The 17,101-nt window shown below is 72.8% G+C and carries 13 protein-coding genes; 8 read left to right on the top strand and 5 right to left on the bottom strand.

Going from position 1 to position 17,101, the window contains the following annotated elements; genetic code table 11:
• Positions 1 to 218: 218 nt before the first annotated feature.
• On the top strand, positions 219 to 1,832 hold the full coding sequence (locus ACIPK4_RS00840) for an alpha/beta fold hydrolase (protein WP_402308141.1): 1,614 nt from the start codon (positions 219 to 221) through the stop codon (positions 1,830 to 1,832).
• Between the two features lie 78 nt (positions 1,833 to 1,910).
• Here the strand turns inward: ACIPK4_RS00840 and ACIPK4_RS00835 are convergent, their stop codons facing one another.
• The gene (locus ACIPK4_RS00835; RefSeq protein WP_402308138.1) at positions 1,911 to 2,855 is read right to left on the bottom strand and encodes an EamA family transporter; all 945 of its coding nucleotides are present in this window, start codon (positions 2,853 to 2,855) and stop codon (positions 1,911 to 1,913) included.
• Between the two features lie 148 nt (positions 2,856 to 3,003).
• On the opposite strand from ACIPK4_RS00835, the gene serC reads away from it, so the two are divergent.
• The 3 genes from serC (at position 3,004) to ACIPK4_RS00820 (ending at position 8,553) form a co-directional block, all read left to right on the top strand.
• Entirely contained in the window at positions 3,004 to 4,122 is a 1,119-nt protein-coding gene (gene serC, locus ACIPK4_RS00830) for a phosphoserine transaminase (protein WP_402308135.1), read from the top strand.
• 215 nt (positions 4,123 to 4,337) lie between these two features.
• Complete coding sequence (locus tag ACIPK4_RS00825; RefSeq protein WP_402308134.1) at positions 4,338 to 7,523, top strand: sacsin N-terminal ATP-binding-like domain-containing protein; 3,186 nt, start codon at positions 4,338 to 4,340, stop codon at positions 7,521 to 7,523.
• Positions 7,524 to 7,647: 124 nt separating this feature from the next.
• Positions 7,648 to 8,553 carry a hypothetical protein gene (locus ACIPK4_RS00820; RefSeq protein ID WP_402308131.1) on the top strand — a complete coding sequence of 302 codons (906 nt, stop codon included), beginning with the start codon at positions 7,648 to 7,650 and terminating at the stop codon, positions 8,551 to 8,553.
• 60 nt (positions 8,554 to 8,613) lie between these two features.
• On the opposite strand, the gene ACIPK4_RS00815 is transcribed toward ACIPK4_RS00820, so the two are convergent.
• Together ACIPK4_RS00815 and ACIPK4_RS00810 are read right to left on the bottom strand one after the other, a co-directional pair.
• A complete protein-coding gene (locus ACIPK4_RS00815) occupies positions 8,614 to 11,073 on the bottom strand; it encodes an HAD-IC family P-type ATPase (protein WP_402308129.1) in 2,460 nt (819 codons plus the stop codon).
• Between the two features lie 149 nt (positions 11,074 to 11,222).
• Entirely contained in the window at positions 11,223 to 11,522 is a 300-nt protein-coding gene (locus ACIPK4_RS00810) for a DUF2530 domain-containing protein (protein WP_402308126.1), read from the bottom strand.
• A 149-nt stretch (positions 11,523 to 11,671) separates the two neighbouring features.
• Here ACIPK4_RS00810 and ACIPK4_RS00805 point away from each other — a divergent pair, with 149 nt between their 5' ends.
• Complete coding sequence (locus ACIPK4_RS00805; RefSeq protein ID WP_402308124.1) at positions 11,672 to 13,129, top strand: NCS2 family permease; 1,458 nt, start codon at positions 11,672 to 11,674, stop codon at positions 13,127 to 13,129.
• Here ACIPK4_RS00805 and ACIPK4_RS00800 read toward each other — a convergent pair.
• On the bottom strand, positions 13,122 to 13,304 hold the full coding sequence (locus ACIPK4_RS00800; RefSeq protein WP_030156886.1) for a hypothetical protein: 183 nt from the start codon (positions 13,302 to 13,304) through the stop codon (positions 13,122 to 13,124). The two genes, ACIPK4_RS00805 and ACIPK4_RS00800, sit on opposite strands and share 8 nt — an antisense overlap.
• Positions 13,305 to 13,422: 118 nt before the next feature.
• On the opposite strand from ACIPK4_RS00800, the gene ACIPK4_RS00795 reads away from it, so the two are divergent.
• The 3 genes from ACIPK4_RS00795 (at position 13,423) to ACIPK4_RS00785 (ending at position 16,064) form a co-directional block, all read left to right on the top strand.
• Positions 13,423 to 13,860, top strand: coding sequence for a MarR family winged helix-turn-helix transcriptional regulator (locus ACIPK4_RS00795; RefSeq protein ID WP_030156888.1), 438 nt, complete (start codon positions 13,423 to 13,425; stop codon positions 13,858 to 13,860).
• A 26-nt stretch (positions 13,861 to 13,886) separates the two neighbouring features.
• Positions 13,887 to 15,251 (top strand): MFS transporter, encoded by a 1,365-nt coding sequence (locus tag ACIPK4_RS00790; protein WP_402308120.1) that lies wholly within the window; start codon positions 13,887 to 13,889, stop codon positions 15,249 to 15,251.
• A gap of 261 nt (positions 15,252 to 15,512) precedes the next feature.
• Positions 15,513 to 16,064 carry a YceI family protein gene (locus tag ACIPK4_RS00785; protein ID WP_402308117.1) on the top strand — a complete coding sequence of 184 codons (552 nt, stop codon included), beginning with the start codon at positions 15,513 to 15,515 and terminating at the stop codon, positions 16,062 to 16,064.
• 17 nt (positions 16,065 to 16,081) lie between these two features.
• On the opposite strand, the gene ACIPK4_RS00780 is transcribed toward ACIPK4_RS00785, so the two are convergent.
• Positions 16,082 to 17,092 (bottom strand): WD40 repeat domain-containing protein, encoded by a 1,011-nt coding sequence (locus ACIPK4_RS00780; protein WP_402308114.1) that lies wholly within the window; start codon positions 17,090 to 17,092, stop codon positions 16,082 to 16,084.
• Between the last annotated feature and the right edge of the window lie 9 nt (positions 17,093 to 17,101).

The following is a 17,101-nucleotide window of genomic DNA, read 5'->3' as shown; positions in this document are numbered from 1 at the left end:
ACTGGCCCGGACCGAAGCCGATTTGACGCCCGGCACCACCCCGGGCAGGTCCGGGGGCGCCGTCCGCGCCGACCGCGCAGGGGGCGATTTCGGCCGGACGTCGCAGACCACCGAAACCTCACCGGATGTCGCATCGATACTGAACGCTTCGTTCCCCGCTCCGGGCCCCGAGCGCGCGCACCCACGTTCCGTCCACTCGACACAGAGGATGAACCGACGTGATCCCAGCCGCTTACTCCCTCTATCCCGAACTCGACGCGGCCACCCTCACCGCCTTCGTCACCGCCCTGGAGACCGGCGACGTCACGGGCCTGGGCCCCGCCCGCGCCGCGGAGGTCGCCGACGTCCGGTCCGTCGCCGTCTTCAGCCGCGTCAAGGTCGCCGGAGCCGACGGGGACCTGCTCGACGCCGCGCTGTGGCGGCACAAAGGGGGCCAGGCGCGGCCGGTCATCGTGATGCCCTCGCCGTGGACGAACCACGGCTGGCTCCCCTACGCCGTCCAGGCCACCGTCTTCGCGGCGCGCGGCTACAACGTCCTCGCGTACAGCACCCGGGGCTTCGGCGGATCCGAGGGCCAGGTCGACGTGGCCGGACCGCTGGACGTAGCCGACGGCAGCCGCGCCCTGGACCACCTGATCGAGCGCACCGCCGGCCCGGTCACCAGGATCGGCTTCCTCGGGGACTCGTACGGGTCGGGCATCAGCCAGCTCGTCGCCGCCCACGACACCCGCGTCGACGCGGTGGTCGCGCTCAGCACCTGGGGAGACCTCGGGGAGGCCTTCTACGAGAACCGGACCCGGCACGTGGCCGCCGTGGAGGCGCTGCTCAAGGCGGCCGCGAAGGCCCGGCTGAGCCCGCAGACGCAGAGCGTGTTCGAGAACGTCCTCGCCAACCGCGACATCCAGGGCACCCTGCGCTGGGCCGAGCAGCGCTCGCCGTTCAGCCACGTCAAGGAGCTCAACCGCCGCCAGGTCCCCGTCTACCTCTCGCACGCCTGGCACGAGACGCTCTTCCCGGGCAACCAGACCCTGAAGATGTTCAACGAGCTCGTCGGCCCCAAGCGGCTCGACCTCTCCATCGGCGACCACTCCGGGCCCGAGATGACGGGCATGACCGGCCTGCCGAACCGGATCTGGACCAACGCCCACCGCTGGTTCGACCACCACCTCAGGGGGATCGACAACGGCATCGCCGCCGAGGGCCAGGTGCTCAGCGAGGTCATGTGGGGCCAGGCCCTGGAACCCCGCCCCACCTGGCAGTCCGTGACCGAGCACGTACGCCGGCTGCACCTGGCGGGCGACGGGGAGCTCGCCGAGCGGCCCGAGGCCGGATGGAGCGCGGGCGTCCTGTGCGGGGTGGACACCCCGGCGACCGTCGCCGACGCGGTCGTGCTCTCCGGGTACGACGAGATCGCGGGCCGCCCGAAGGCCTACCGGACCGGCGACATCGACCGCACCGTCGCCGCGGTGTGGACCGCCGAGCCGGAGGCGGAGACGCTGCGGCTGCGCGGCACCCCGCGGCTGCGCGTCACGTACCGGGCGGCGAATGCCGGATCCTCGTTCGTCGCGTACCTGCTCGCCGCGGCCCCCGACGGAACGGCGCACATCGTCACGCACGCCCCGTTCAGCGACCTGGACTCACCGCCCGACAGCCTGGTCGCCGCGGACCTCGACCTGCAGGCGACGGCGTACGACGTTCCGCGCGGGCACCGGCTCATGCTGGTGGTCGACGCCCGTGACCCGTTCTACGGGGACGTCAACCTGCCCCGCGCGACGCTGGCCTTCACCTCCCCGGAGGCCACGCCGTCGTACCTGGACCTGCCGCTGGGCTGACGGCCCGCACAGGACCGCGCCCGCCCCGCATCGCCGAACTCCCCCGCGGCCGGCGGGGCGGGCGCCCGGACGCCCGCGTCAGGCCGAGGTCCTGCCGCCCTGGGAGCGGACCGCGCCCATGCTCGCCGCGATGACCAGGGCGATCGCGAGCGCGTCCAGGGCCGACATCGCCTGGTTCAGGACCAGGAAGCCGGCCGTGGCCGCGATCGCCGGCTCCAGGCTCATCAGGATGGCGAAGGTCGGTGCGGGCAGGCGGCGCAGCGCCAGCAGTTCCAGGGTGTACGGCAGGACGGAGGACAGGACGGCGACCCCTGCGCCCAGCGCCAGCGTGCTCGGCACGAGGAGCGCGGAACCGGCCTGGGCGATGCCCAGCGGGAGCGACAGCACCGCCGCCACCGCCATGGCCAGCGCCAGCCCGTCCGCCTGCGGGAAGCGGCGGCCCGTACGGGCGCTGAACACGATGTACGCCGCCCACATCGCGCCCGCTCCGAGCGCGAAGGCGCAGCCCGCCGGGTCGAGGCCGCCGAAGCCGCCCCCGCCGCCGTGGCCGGCCAGCAGGGCGACACCGGCCAGGGCCAGGGCGGCCCACAGCAGGCTCGCCGCGCGACGGGAGACGACGACCGACAGGACGAGGGGGCCGAGGACCTCCAGGGTGACGGCCGGGCCGAGCGGGATGCGGTCGATGGACTGGTAGAAGAGCCCGTTCATGCCGGCCATCGCGACGCCGAAGGCGACGACGGTGCCCCAGTCGGCGCGCGCGTAGCCGCGCACCTTCGGGCGGCACAGGAGCAGCAGCACCAGCGCGGCGGCCGCGAGCCGCAGCGTGACCACGCCCGCGGCGCCCGCCCCCGGCATGATCATGACCGCGAGCGCGGCGCCGAACTGGACCGAGATCCCTGCCGCGATCACCAGCGCGACGGGCCCCAGGCGGGACGGCCCGGCGGGGGCCGGGAGCGCCGGGGTAGCGGGGGCGGCGGCCGCCACGGGGGCGGCGGGGGTGGGTGCGGGGGAGGGTGCGGGCATTAATCCAGACTAAGGGGTATGTAAGGGCCAGGTCGCCGCGTACCGCCTTACCGCACCCCACCCTCCCCCGCCACCCGGACCCGGGACGTTCGTCTCATCGGGTGGACGCTTCTCCAAGGCGTGGACCAGGACCGGATACGCTCCGCTCGTGGCCGAGATCCAGATTCCCGCTGACATCAAGCCCGCCGACGGACGCTTCGGCGCGGGCCCCTCCAAGGTGCGGACCGAGGCGCTGGACGCCCTCGCCGCCACCGGTACCTCCCTGCTCGGGACCTCGCACCGCCAGGCCCCGGTCAAGAACCTGGTCGGCTCCGTGCGCCAGGGCATCCGGGACCTGTTCTCGCTGCCCGAGGGCTACGAGGTGATCCTGGGCAACGGCGGCTCCACCGCCTTCTGGGACATCGCGACGGCCGGGCTCATCGAGCGTAAGTCCCAGCACCTCACCTTCGGCGAGTTCTCGTCCAAGTTCGCCAAGGCCGCGAAGCTCGCGCCGTGGCTGGACGAGCCGACCGTGATCTCCTCCGAGCCGGGCACGCACCCGGAGCCGGTGGCCGAGGCGGGCGTCGACGTGTACGCGTACACGCACAACGAGACCTCGACGGGCGTCGCCGCGCCGGTCAAGCGCGTCGCGGGCGCCGACGCCGGGTCCCTCGTCCTGGTGGACGCGACCTCGGGCGCCGGCGGCCTGCCGGTGGACATCACCGAGAGCGACGTCTACTACTTCGCCCCGCAGAAGTCCTTCGCCTCCGACGGCGGCCTGTGGCTGGCGGCGTTCTCGCCGGCGGCCCTGGAGCGCGCGGCGCGCGTCCACGCGTCGGGCCGGCACATCCCGGAGTTCTTCTCACTGCCGACGGCGATCGACAACTCGCTGAAGAACCAGACGTACAACACCCCGGCGCTCGCCACCCTCTTCCTGCTGGACCGGCAGCTGGAGTGGATGAACAGCCAGGGCGGTCTGGAGTTCACGACCGGCCGTACCGCGGCCAGCGCGCGCCACCTGTACGGCTGGGCGGAGGCGTCGAAGTACGCGACCCCGTTCGTCGCGGACGCCGGCAAGCGCTCCTCCGTCATCGGCACGATCGACTTCTCGGACGACGTCGACGCGGCCGCCGTCGCCAAGGTGCTGCGCGCCAACGGCATCGTGGACACCGAGCCGTACCGCAAGCTCGGCCGCAACCAGCTGCGCATCGCGATGTTCCCGGCGATCGACCCGGCGGACGTGCAGGCGCTGACCGCGTGCATCGACTACGTGATCGACAAGCTCTGACCGAACCCCGCGTCGCGCTCGTACGGAGCCCCCGGTGACCTCGTGCCGCCGGGGGCTCCGTCGTTGCGCAACACCACGCCCACCCCGGGACCCCGGTCCCGTCGGCCACGTCGCGTCGTCGTGTTCGCCCACCTCACGGGCGAGGCGCAGCCGCACACGCGATACCTTCAGGGCGTCGGCATTCGGTGAATGCAGTACAGCTTGGAGGCAGCGGCGTGAGCGTGCGAGTGACGGCGGCCCAGGGTGGCGTGGACCCCTTCGGCACGGCCCGGCTGCGACGCGGGGTGCTCGACGCCTGGGGCGCGGGCCCGGCCCGCTTCCGTGAGGACGCGAACGCCGAGGAGGACCTGGCCCTCGGCGGCTACCGCGACCGGCTCGTCGTCGAGCTGGCGCAGAACGCGGCCGACGCCGCGGCCCGGGCCGAGGTGCCCGGCCGGCTGCGGCTGACCCTGCACTCCGGCGCGGGCGGGCGGCCCGGCGTGCTGGCCGTCGCCAACACCGGTGCCCCGCTGGATGCGACCGGCGTGGAGTCGCTGAGCACCCTGCGGGCCTCCGCGAAGCGGGAGCCCGCGGGGTCGACGGGCTCCTCGGACACCGTCGGCCGCTTCGGCGTCGGCTTCGCGGCCGTCCTCGCGGTCTCCGACGAACCCGCCGTGCTGGGCCGCCACGGCGGTGTCCGCTGGTCCCTGGCCGAGGCCCGCGAGCTGGCCCGGGACGCGGCGCAGGGCAGCCCTGGCCTCGGCGACGAACTGCGCCGCCGCGACGGGCACGTCCCGCTGCTGCGGCTGCCGTTGCCCGCCGAGGGCACCGCCCCCGAGGGCTACGACACGGTGGTCGTCCTCCCGCTGCGCGACGCCGCCGCCGAGGACCTGGTACAGCGGCTGCTGGCCGGCATCGACGACGCGCTGCTGCTCACCCTGCCGGGGCTGCGGGAGATCGTCGTGGAGACCCCCGCCACCGGGCACCGCGTGCTCCACCGGCGTACCGAGGGCCCGTACACGGTCGTCCAGGACTCGGCTGGGGCGGCCGGGGCCGGCGGAGGCACCGGGGCGGTCGACGGGGCCGGCACCGGGGAGACCCGGCGCTGGCGCACCGTCCGCCACAGCGGCCCCATCGAGCCCGCCCTCCTCGCGGACCGGCCGGTCGAGGAACGGCTGCGGCCCACCTGGACGGTGTCCTGGGCCGTGCCCGTCGACACCGACGGCGCCCCCGTACGCCCGGCCACCGCGCCCGTGGTGCACGCGCCGACCCCGACCGACGAACCGCTGGGCATCCCCGCCCTGCTCATCGCGACGCTGCCGCTGGACACCTCCCGCCGGCACCCCGCGCCGGGCCCGCTGACCGACTTCCTGGTGGAGCGGGCGGCCGACGCCTACGCCGAACTGCTCGGCGACTGGGACCCGGTGAGCACCGGGCTCGTGGACCTCGTACCCGGGCCGCTCGGCAAGGGCGTGCTGGACGGGGCGCTGCGCGCGGCCGTGCTGCAGCGGCTGCCGCGGACGGCGTTCCTCGCCCCGGCGGCCCCCGCCGAGCACGCCGAGGAGCGGTCCGCGCTGCGCCCCTTCGAGGCCGAGGTGGTGGAGGGCGCGGGCGCCGACACCGTACGGGTCCTCGCCGAGGTCCTGCCGACGCTGCTGCCGGCCGGGCTGGAGCGCCGGCCCGAGCTGCGCACGCTCGGCGTGGGCCGGCTGCCGCTGGGCGACGCCATCGAGCGGATCGCGGGCATCGAGCGCACCCCGGACTGGTGGCACCGGCTGTACGACACCCTCGCCGGGGTGGATCCGGACCGGCTGTCGGGCCTGCCGGTGCCGCTGGCCGACGGGCGGACCACGATCGGTCCGCGGCACGTGCTGCTGCCCGGCGCGGACACCCCGAAGGACCTGGCCCGGATGGGCCTGAAGGTGGCCCACCCGGACGCGGCGCACCCGCTGCTGGAACGCCTGGGCGCCCTCCCGGCCACGCCCCGCGCGGTCCTGACGACCCCGCAGGTGCGGGCGGCGGTGGCCGCCTCCCTCGACGCCGGGGAGATCTGGGACGAGGACGCCCTCGACGCCGACGAGCTGGCCGAGGTGGTCCTGGGCCTGGTCCGGGACGCCGACCTGGCGCCGGGCGACGAGCCGTGGCTGGGCGCGCTGGCCCTCCCGGACGAGGACGGGGAACTGACGCCCGCGGGCGAGCTTCTGCTGCCCGGCTCCCCGCTGGCCTCGGTGATCCGCGAGGACGAAGTCCCCTACGTGGACGGCGAGCTGGCCGAGCGGTGGGGTGCGCAGCCGCTGACCGCCTGCGGGGTGCTCGCCGCCTTCCAGCTGGTCCGCGCCACCGACGTGGTCCTCGACCCGGACGAACTGGAGCCCCGCGAAGGGGACTTCGCCGAGCCGGACGACGCGGGCCTGCTGGACGCGGTCGACGTGTGGTGCGAGGACGTACTGGACCAGCTCCCGGACACCCCGCTGCCGCCGGTGGCGACCGAGCTGGTGGCCGTGCGCGACCTCGACCTGGTCGACGACGACTGCTGGCCGCAGGCCCTGGCCATGCTGGCTCAGCCCCCGCTGCGCGACGCGCTGACCCAGCCCGTACGGGTGCTGCTGCCGGACGGCACCACGCAGTCGGTACGCCCGTACACCGCGTGGTGGCTGCGCGACCACCCGGTGCTCGACGGGCGCCGCCCGGCGGGCCTGCGCGCGGCGGGCGGGGACCCGCTGCTGGCGGGCCTGTACACCCCCGCGGACGCGACGGGCTTCGAGGACGAGCAGGTCCTGCGGGCGCTGGGGGTCCGTACGTCCGTTGCCGCCCTGCTGGAGGAGCCCGGCGGCGCCGCCGAGCTCCTGGGCCGGCTCGCCGACCCGGACCGCGAGGTGTCGGACCGCCAGCTGCACGCCCTGTACGGGGCCCTGGCCGACCTGGACCCCGAGCAGGTCACGCTCCCGGACGAGCTGCGCGCGGTGGTGGACGGCGAGATCGTGGTGGTCGACGCGGCGGACGCCGTCATCGCGGACGCCCCGGACCTGCTGCCCCTGGCCGAGGGGCTCCCGCTGCTCCCGGTGGCCCCGGCCCGCGCGGCCGACCTGGCGGACCTCCTCCAGGTCCGGCGGCTGTCGGAGACGGTCCCGGCGGAGGTCACGACACCGGGCGAGGAGCACGGCGTCCCGGAGCCGGTCCGCATCCTCCTGGGCCCCTCGACCCCGGCGACCTATCTGGAGCACGAGGAGCTGGTCGCGGGCGGTGTGGAGCTGGACTGGCGCCGCACACCGGACGGCACCCTGCACGCCTCCACCCTGGAGGGCGTGGCGGCGGGCCTGGCCTGGTCGGCGGGCCAGTGGCCGCGCCGCTTCGAGGTCGCGGCCCTGCTGGAGGACCCCTCCCGCACGGCGGAACTGGCCCGCGACCGCTGGTTCGACTGAGGTCGCGGGCCCGGCCCGCCCCCCGTCACCGCCCCGGGTGCGGGGCCGCCGTACCCGCACCCGGGCCGTGCGCTTCAATGACCTCTGCGCGACGCCGCACCGGGCGGCTCGCGGAAGGGGGATCATGAACATCAGAGGGAAGCACGGCCCGTTCAGACGTTGCGTCGTCGCACTGACCGGCGCCCTGGTCCTCGCAGCCGGTGCCACGACGGCGACGGCGACCTCGGCGGTCGCCGTCGGCATGCCGACGGCGCCGCGGCCCTGTTCGCCCGGTGACCGGGAGGACCCCGGCTCCTCGGCTGCCCTGCGGCCCGGCGAACAGCTCTCCGCCGACCAGCGCTTGCAGTCGAACAACGCGGTCCTGGTGATGCAGCCCGACGGCAATCTGGTGCTGAGCCTGGTGTGGGCCGGCCGTCCGGGTCCCGTCGTCTGGTCCAGTGGAACCTGGGGCAACCCGGGGGCGCACGCGATCCTCCAGGAGGACGGCAACCTCGTGGTCTACCGCCCGGACGGACGCGCCGTGTGGTCCACCGGCACGTGGGGCGGCGGCCAGGCCTGCGCAGTGGTGGACGGCCACGGCGACTTCCAGGTGAACCGGGCCGCCCCCGATCACTACGGATACCTCTGGCACACCGAGACCGGGACGCTCCAGGGCTCCTTCAACGGCAACGAGAGCCTCTGGGAGGGCGGCTTCTCCCTCAAGGCCGGCCAGTGGCGCGCCTCCCTCACGACCTGGCTGCTGATGCAGTCCGACGGCAACCTCGTCCTGTACCGCAAAAGCGACAACGCCCCGCTGTGGGCGACGAACACGTACGGGCTCTACCGCGCCAACGGCTCGATGAGCAGCTGGACCGGCAGCCTGACCATCTACTACACGGGCAAGGACGGCGGCGGCCACGCCGCCTGGGACGCCGGGGTCTCCGGCAGCCAGGGCGCCTACCTGTCCGTGCAGAACGACGGGAACGTCGTCATCTACGACCGGTCGGGCACCCGGGCCCTGTGGGCCTCCGGTACGTGGGGCCGGTCGTAGGACCGGGCCTGACGGCGCTGCCCCGCCCCGCCTCCGGGCCGGGCGGGGCGGTCCCGCGCGCTACGCCGGGAACCTGCGGTTGACCCAGCGGAAGGTGAACTCGATCAGGGCCGAGGCGGCCGCCGCGATGGCCACGGCCGTCCACGGGAGCTGTGTGCCCACGAGCTTCAGCTGGAAGAAGTCCTGGAGCCACGGGACGACGAGGACGAGCAGGAACGCCCCGCCCATCGCGCCGACCAGGACCACCCGCCACCACGTGTAGGGGCGGGCGATGATGGCCAGGACCCACATCGAGGTGAGGAACAGCGTCAGCGTCGCCGCGCTGGTCTCGGCGTTCAGGGCGTCCGGGCCGGAGTAGTGGTGGCGGGCGAGCAGGTACGTCACGAAGGTGGCCACGGCCGCGATCCCACCACCGGGGATGGCGTACCGCATCACCCGTTTCACGAAGTTCGGCTTCGCGCGCTCCTTGTTCGGGGCGAGGGCCAGGAAGAACGCCGGGATGCCGATGGTGAGGGTGGAGAGCAGCGTCAGGTGGCGCGGCAGGAAGGGGTACTCCACCTGCGAGCAGACCACGAGGACGGCCAGCAGCACCGAGTAGACCGTCTTCGTCAGAAAGAGGGTGGCGACCCGGGTGATGTTGCCGATGACCCGGCGGCCCTCGGCGACCACCGACGGAAGGGTCGCGAAGCTGTTGTCGAGGAGGACGATCTGGGCCACCGCGCGGGTCGCCTCCGAGCCCGATCCCATGCTGACGCCGATGTCCGCGTCCTTGAGCGCGAGCACGTCGTTGACGCCGTCGCCCGTCATGGCGACGGTGTGGCCGTTGGACTGGAGCGCGCCGACCATGTCGCGCTTCTGCTGCGGGGTGACCCGCCCGAAGACGGCGTTCTCGTCGAGCGCCTTGGCCATGTCGGTCCGTTCGGCCGGCAGCCTGCGCGCGTCGACGGTGTTCTCGGCGCCGGGCAGGCCGAGCTTGCCGGCGACCGCGCCGACGGAGACCGCGTTGTCGCCGGAGATGACCTTCGCGTGGACCTCCTGGTCCGCGAAGTAGCGCAGGGTGTCGGCGGCGTCGGGGCGCAGCCGCTGTTCCAGGACGATCAGGGCGGTGGGCCGGGCGCCGGTCCCGACGGCCGGGTCGTCGAGCTCGCGTGTGGCGCGGGCGAGCAGCAGCACGCGCAGGCCCTGTTCGTTGAGCTCGTTGATCTCGTCGAGGGCCGGGTCGCCGGCCGGGAGGAGGACGTCGGGGGCGCCGAGCAGCCAGGTGTTGTTCTCCCCGTCGCCCTCGCTGAAGCTGGCGCCGCTGTACTTGCGGGCCGAGGAGAAGGGCAGGGACTCGGTGCAGCGCCACTCCGCGCTGACGGGGTAGGCGTCGATGATGGCCTGGAGGCTGGCGTTGGGCCGCGGATCGGACTCGCCGAGCGCGCCGAGCACCTTCTTGACGTACGAGTCCTGCGCGCCGCCGAGCGGGCGGAGCTCGGTGACGTCCATGCCGCCCTCGGTGAGGGTGCCGGTCTTGTCGAGGCAGACGACGTCGACGCGGGCGAGGCCTTCGATGGCCGGCAGTTCCTGCACCAGGCACTGTTTGCGGCCGAGCCGGATGACACCGATCGCGAAGGCGACGGAGGTCAGCAGGACCAGGCCTTCGGGGATCATCGGGACGATGCCGCCGACGGTCCGGGCGATGGCGTCCTTGAGGTTGTCGTCCTTGACGACGAGCTGGCTGATGATCAGGCCGATCGAGGTCGGGATCATCATCCAGGTGACGTACTTGAGGATGGTGGAGATGCCGGAGCGCAGCTCGGAGTGGACGAGCGTGAAGCGGGTGGCCTCTTCGGCCAGCTGGGCGGCGTAGGCCTCGCGGCCGACCTTGGTGGCGGTGAACGCGCCGCCGCCGGCGACGACGAAGGACCCGGACATGACGGGGTCGCCGGGCTTCTTCAGGACGGGGTCGGCCTCGCCGGTGAGCAGGGACTCGTCGATCTCCAGGCCGTCGGCCTCGCCGACGGACCCGTCGACGACGACCTTGTCGCCGGGCCCGAGCTCGATGACGTCGTCGAGGACGATCTCGGAGGTGGAGATCTCGGCGGTCCGGCCGTCACGGCGGACGCTGGGTTTGGCTTCGCCGATGACCGCGAGGCCGTCCAGGGTCTTCTTCGCCCGCATCTCCTGGATGATGCCGATGCCGGTGTTCGCGATGATCACGTAGCCGAAGAGGCTGTCCTGGAACGGCGCGACGATGAGCATGATCACCCAGAGCACGCCGATGATGGCGTTGAACCGGGTGAAGACGTTGGCGCGGACGATGTCGGCGGTGGAGCGGCTGCTGCGGACGGGCACGTCGTTGACGGCTCCGCGGGCGACGCGTTCGGCGACTTCGGCGGTGGTGAGGCCGGCGGGCTTGAAGCGCGGCGCGGGTGGCCGGACGGGGTGTACGGGGTCCAGCTCGGCGCCCGCGTCGATGGCGGTTCCGGTGCCGGCCGGCTCGGAGCCGTTGGGGTCGGTCTGTGCCCGCTGCGTCATGCAATCGACGGTAAAGGGGGTTTTACCGCTTCACCCGCCGAGAAGTCCGAAGATCCGACTTCGGGATGAGGGAAATCGTCCTGCGGTCGCCCCGGGCGTGGCCCGCACCGGCCCGGCGCGGACTCCTGCCAGGCGTGTGGGGCTCGCTGCTAGGCGTGCGGGGCCGCGGGGCCCGGTCCGGGCGCCGTCCCCTGCGCGGCCAGCGCGTCGGCGTGGCGCTTGAGGGCGGCGTCGCGGCCCCGGACGTACCAGCGGCCGATGAGCCCGAGGACGCCACCGGCCGCACAGCACCAGACCCACCACAGCAGGTCCCGGTCGGCGAACCAGCCGTAGAAGGGGAGCTGGACCAGGAACATGGCGAACCAGATGATCGTGCCGCCGGTCACGGTCGCGACGACCGGGCCCTCCAGGGGCTCGGGCGCCTCGTGCTTCGCAGTCCATTTCGCCATGCCCCCAAGTCTAGGTGCGCCGAAACGGGGTCTACGCGCGGAGATGGACGGGCTTTCGTTCATGTGTTCATACTGAAACGGTGTGGGCTTGGCCCATTTTCTTCGTATGAAACCCCCAATGCCCCGCAATGAGGACCTCAGAGGACCGTATGAGCACGTCGGCCCCCGCATCCGCGCCCGCCACCCTCCCGGACCCTGCCCCCGGGGGCAGGTCCGCCCTGGACCGCCATTTCAAGATCTCCGAGCGCGGCTCCACCGTCGCCCGTGAGGTCCGCGGCGGTTTCGCCACCTTCTTCGCGATGGCCTACATCATCGTGCTGAACCCGATCATCCTGGGCAGCGCGAAGGACATGTACGGGCACCAGCTCGACAGCGGCCAGCTCGTCACCGCCACCGTCCTGACGGCGGCGTTCACCACGCTCCTCATGGGCGTCATCGGCAACGTCCCGATCGCGCTCGCCGCCGGCCTCGGCGTGAACACCGTGGTCGCCCTCCAGCTGGCCCCGCGCATGAGCTGGCCCGACGCCATGGGCATGGTCGTCCTGGCCGGTTTCGTCGTGATGCTGCTGGTGGCGACCGGCCTGCGCGAGCGGGTCATGAACGCCGTCCCGCTCGGCCTGCGCAAGGGCATCGCGATCGGCATCGGCCTGTTCATCATGCTGATCGGCCTCGTCGACTCGGGATTCGTCACCCGCATCCCCGACGCCGCGCACACCACCGTGCCGCTCCAGCTCGGCACCGGCGGGCACCTGCACGGCTGGCCGGTCCTGATCTTCATCGTCGGCGTCCTGCTGACCCTCGCCCTGCTGATCCGCAAGACGCCCGGCGCGATCCTGATCTCCATCGTGGTCATGACCGTCGTCGCCGTGGCCGTCCAGCTGATCGCCGGCCTGCCCGACTCCGGCTGGGGCCTGACCGTGCCCGAGTGGCCGGGCAACCCGGTGGCCGCGCCCGACTTCGGGCTCGTCGGCCAGGTCAGCCTGTTCGGCGGGTTCGGCAAGGTCGGCCTGCTGACCGGCGTCCTCTTCGTCTTCACCGTGCTGCTGTCCTGCTTCTTCGACGCGATGGGCACGATCCTCGGCGTCGGCGACGAGGCCAAGCTGATCGACAAGGACGGCAACTTCCCCGGCATCAACAAGGTGCTGCTCATCGACGGCCTGGCCGTCGCCTCCGGCGGCGCCACCTCGTCCTCGGCCACCACCTGCTTCGTGGAGTCCACGGCCGGCGTCGGCGAAGGCGCCCGCACCGGTCTGGCGAACGTCGTCACCGGCGGACTCTTCACCGTGGCGCTGTTCCTGACCCCGCTCGCCACCATGGTCCCGTCCCAGGCGGCCACCCCCGCGCTCGTGGCGGTCGGCTTCCTGATCCTGGCGGGCTCGGTCAAGGACATCGACTGGAGCGACTTCACCATCGCCGTCCCGGCCTTCCTGGCCATGGTGATGATGCCCTTCACGTACTCGATCACCAACGGCATCGGCTTCGGCTTCATCAGCTTCTGCGTGCTGCGCCTGGCGACCGGCCGGGGCCGCGAGGTCCCGGCGGCTCTGTACGTCGTGTCCGCGGTGTTCGTCTTCTACTACGCGATGCCGGCCCTCGGCCTCACGTAAGACCGTAGAACTTCTCCGTCTCGTCGACGGCCGCCTTGAAGCGCTCGTCGAAGTCATCGCGAATGAGCGTCCGGACGACATAGTCCTGGACGCTCATTCCGCGTTTCGCGGCATGAGTCCGGAGGCGGTCGAGCAGCTCCCCGTCTATGCGCATGCTCAGCACGTGTGTCCCCATGCCGAAAGGGTCGTGGCACAGGCCGCCGACGCGTGTCACTTTCCGCCGCCGACTCACCCGTACGAGTGACACGGTTAAATGGCGTTCTTTAGCGAGAGTAATGAGGTAGTCTAAAGAGATGCTCGACCTTACCCATGGCGACGACGCTGCCGCCGTGAACGACCTCCGCTCCGCCGTCATGCGGCTGGGCCGGCGCCTGAAGCACCAGCGCGTCGACGAATCGCTGAGCCCGACCGAGATGTCGGTCCTCGGCACCCTCGCCCGCTGCGGCCAGGCCACCCCCGGTGAGCTGGCCCGTCGCGAGCACGTCCAGCCTCCGTCGATGACCCGCATCGTGGCGCTGCTGGAGGCCAAGGGTCTGGTCAGGCTGCAGCCGCACCCGGACGACCGCCGCCAGAAGGTGGTCACCCAGACCGAGGAAGCCGAAGCGATGCTCGAAGAGAGCCGTCGCAAGCGCAACGCCTTCCTGGCCGGGCTCGCTGCCGAGCTGACCGAGGACGAATGGGCCAAGCTGCGCGAGGCCGCGCCCGTCCTGGAGAAGCTCGCGCACCTGTAGGAGACGACGCCAGGAGGCGAACGCTTTTGAGTACGGGAAACGGAGCAGACTCCGCACCCGGCCATACACCCACCACTACCACCGGGCGCCCGACGCGCCCCACACGCTCCACGGGCAAGAACAACTCGATGTTCAGCTCGCTGAGGATCCGGAACTACCGGCTCTTCTTCATGGGACAGGCGGTGTCCAACACCGGCACCTGGATGCAGCGCATCGCCCAGGACTGGCTGGTCCTGTCCCTCACCGGCTCGGCCTCCGCCGTCGGGATCACGATCGCGCTGCAGTTCCTGCCGATGATGGTGTTCGGCCTCTACGGAGGCGTCCTCGCGGACCGGCTGCCCAAGCGGCCGCTGCTGCTCGTCACGCAGACCCTGATGGGCCTGACCGGCGTCGCCCTGGCGGCGCTCACCCTGGCCGGGCACGTCCAGGTCTGGCACGTGTACGCCGCGGCCTTCCTGCTGGGCCTCGTCACCGTCGTGGACAACCCCGCCCGGCAGACGTTCGTCTCCGAGATGGTCGGCAAGGGCCAGCTCGCCAACGCCGTCAGCCTGAACTCGGCGAACTTCCAGTCCGCGCGGCTGGTCGGTCCGGCGGTCGCCGGTGTGCTGATCACCGCCGTCGGCTCCGGCTGGGCCTTCCTGCTGAACGGGCTGTCCTTCGCCGCGCCCGTCGCCGGCCTGCTGCTGATGCGGACCCGCGAACTGCGGCCGGTCGAGACGCAGCCGCGCGCCAAGGGCCAGCTGCGCGAGGGGCTGCGGTACGTCGCCGGCCGGCCGGAGCTGATCTGGCCGATCGTGCTGGTCGGCTTCATCGGCACCTTCGGGTTCAACTTCCCGATCTGGCTGTCGGCGTTCGTCAGCGACGTCTTCCACGGGGACGCGGGCACCTACGGGCTCTTCAACACGCTGATCGCCGCGGGCTCCCTGGCGGGTGCGCTGCTGGCGGCCCGCCGCGGGCACTCACGGCTGCGGCTGCTGGTCGCGGCGGCGCTCCTGTTCTCCGCCCTGGAGGTCGTGACGGCCTTCGCGCCCGGGTTCTGGCTGTTCGCGGCGCTGCTCGTGCCGATCGGGATGTTCGGGCTGACGGTCAACGTCACGGCCAACGCGAGCGTCCAGATGGCCACCGACCCCGAGATGCGGGGACGGGTGATGGCCCTCTACATGATGGTGTTCACCGGCGGCACCCCGATCGGCGCACCGGTCGTCGGATGGGTGACGGACACCTACGGAGCCCGGATCGGCATGGCCGCGGGCGGCCTCGTCTCGCTGGCGGCCGCCGCGGCGATCGCGCTGATCCTGTCCCGGGTGGGCAACCTCCGCCTGAGCGTGAGCCGCAACGGCGTCACGTTCGTGCCGTCCCCGCGCAGCCGGGAACTGGTCACGGCGGCCTAGGGAACGTCCGTCGGGGCCGGCCCGGGATCACGTCCGGCGGGCCCGGCCCGGGATCACGTCCGATGTGATCCCGGGCCGGCCTCCCGCCGGGCCGCCGCGGGGCGGCCGGGGCGCGAGGGGGCGCCGGCGTCGCCGGTCAGAGTGCACTCTGCCGCCACCCCGTGCGTCCGGCCGGGACCGGAACGGGTTCCGCCCTAGCGTGGGTCCGCAACGATCCGGCCGTACCGCCGCCGGGTCCCGGCCTTCCGGAGGCACCTCGCCATGTCCGCCACCCTCTCCGAACTCACCGGGGACTACGCCCTCGACCCCGCTCACACCCGGATCGGCTTCGTCGCCCGCCACGCCATGGTGACCAAGGTCCGCGGCGCCTTCCACCAGTTCGAGGGCACCGCGCACCTGGACGGCGCCGATCCGTCCCGTTCCACCGCCACGGTGGTGATCAAGACCGAAAGCATCGACACCGGCGTAGAACAGCGCGACCAGCACCTGCGCACCAACGACTTCCTGGACGCGCCCTCCTTCCCCGACATCACCTTCCGCAGCACCGCGGTCGAGCCGCTGTCCGACACCGAGTACCGCGTCACCGGCGACCTGACCATCAAGGACACCACCCGCCCGGTCACCATCGACTTCGAGTACACCGGCAACGCCGTCGACCCCTACGGCAACCTGCGGGTCGGCCTGGAGGGTTCGGTCGCCATCTCCCGCAAGGACTTCGGCGTCACGTGGAACGCGGCCCTGGAAGGCGGTGGCGTGCTGGTCGGCGACAAGGTCGTCCTGGAGTTCGACATCTCGGCGATCAAGCAGAAATAGCCGGGCCCGGAGCCCGTTCAGGCGTCGCCCCGGGGGCGGCGGCGCAGGAGCCGCTTGGCTCCGAGCACCAGGGCCGTGCCCACGGCCAGGACGGCCGCGCCCTTGGTGAAGCCGCCCCCGCCCTGCCCGCCCGCGGGGCCGGGGGCCGCCGGCGCCCCCGGCTTCGCGGGATCGGGGGCCGGGGTGGCGGAGCCGGCGGCCGCAGGTTTCACCGGGACGGCCACGACCCGGCTCGACGCACCCTCCGAGCCGAACAGCAGCGTCGACCCGTCCGCCGAGTACGTCACCGACTCCGCCTGGCCCTGCCACGGCGCGTCTACCCGCTCGCCCTCGCCCTCGGGCCGCCCGTCCTTCCACGGGTAGGTCCGCGCGAAGAAGTAGCCGCGCAGCGTGAGCCGGCCGCCGTCCGGCGAGAACGCCCCGTCCGTCACCCACGGCAGGTCCGCCACCCGCTTGAACACGTTCGTCCCCGACGCGGACAGCTGCTGCGGGCCCTCGTACAGCCCGCCCTTGTCCTCGCTCTTGCTCGCGATGTACACCCGGCCCGTCACCGGATGCACCATCAGCGCCTCCGCGTTGCGCGCCCCGTCCGCGTACTTCACCGTGAACTGCTCGGCCGTGACCGTGACGTCGGCCAGCTGCTTCGGCTCGGGAAAGCGGTAGATCCAGACGTGGTCCCAGGTCCCGCCCAGGTTGTCGCCGATGTCGCCGACGTAGAGCTGTCCGTCCGGTCCGAGCGAGATCGCCTCGACGTCGCGCGGGGTCCCGATGCCGGTCAGCGTCACCCGGGCCACGGTCCTGCCGGTCGCCGAGTCCACCGCGTACACGTACGGGCCGTCGTCGCTGTCGTTGTGCGTCCAGTACACGCCCGGGTGGATGCGGCTCGCGGCCAGCCCGCTCGACTCCTTGATCCGCGGATCGGTGATCGTGAACCCCGATGCACCGGCGGCGGGGCTCCCGGCGGCCGCGGCGGCCGAACCCGGCAGCACGGCAAGGGCAATGACGGCGGTCAACGGCAACAGACGCATGCCCCAAGC

The sequence above is a fragment of the Streptomyces sp. NPDC086989 genome, assembly GCF_044745505.1.
Classification (GTDB): domain Bacteria; phylum Actinomycetota; class Actinomycetes; order Streptomycetales; family Streptomycetaceae; genus Streptomyces.
Note: the sequence above shows the minus strand (reverse complement) of the source record. Positions and strands in the feature narration are given on the sequence as shown.

Excerpts from the sequence above, each read along its gene's own strand:
- ACIPK4_RS00835 (WP_402308138.1), bottom strand. The coding sequence starts at position 2,855 with ATGCCCGCACCCTCCCCCGCACCCACCCCCGCCGCCCCCGTGGCGGCC.
- ACIPK4_RS00820 (WP_402308131.1), top strand. The coding sequence starts at position 7,648 with ATGAACATCAGAGGGAAGCACGGCCCGTTCAGACGTTGCGTCGTCGCA.
- ACIPK4_RS00815 (WP_402308129.1), bottom strand. The coding sequence starts at position 11,073 with ATGACGCAGCGGGCACAGACCGACCCCAACGGCTCCGAGCCGGCCGGC.
- ACIPK4_RS00810 (WP_402308126.1), bottom strand. The coding sequence starts at position 11,522 with ATGGCGAAATGGACTGCGAAGCACGAGGCGCCCGAGCCCCTGGAGGGC.
- ACIPK4_RS00805 (WP_402308124.1), top strand. The coding sequence starts at position 11,672 with ATGAGCACGTCGGCCCCCGCATCCGCGCCCGCCACCCTCCCGGACCCT.
- ACIPK4_RS00800 (WP_030156886.1), bottom strand. The coding sequence starts at position 13,304 with ATGGGGACACACGTGCTGAGCATGCGCATAGACGGGGAGCTGCTCGAC.
- ACIPK4_RS00795 (WP_030156888.1), top strand. The coding sequence starts at position 13,423 with ATGCTCGACCTTACCCATGGCGACGACGCTGCCGCCGTGAACGACCTC.
- ACIPK4_RS00785 (WP_402308117.1), top strand. The coding sequence starts at position 15,513 with ATGTCCGCCACCCTCTCCGAACTCACCGGGGACTACGCCCTCGACCCC.
- ACIPK4_RS00780 (WP_402308114.1), bottom strand. The coding sequence starts at position 17,092 with ATGCGTCTGTTGCCGTTGACCGCCGTCATTGCCCTTGCCGTGCTGCCG.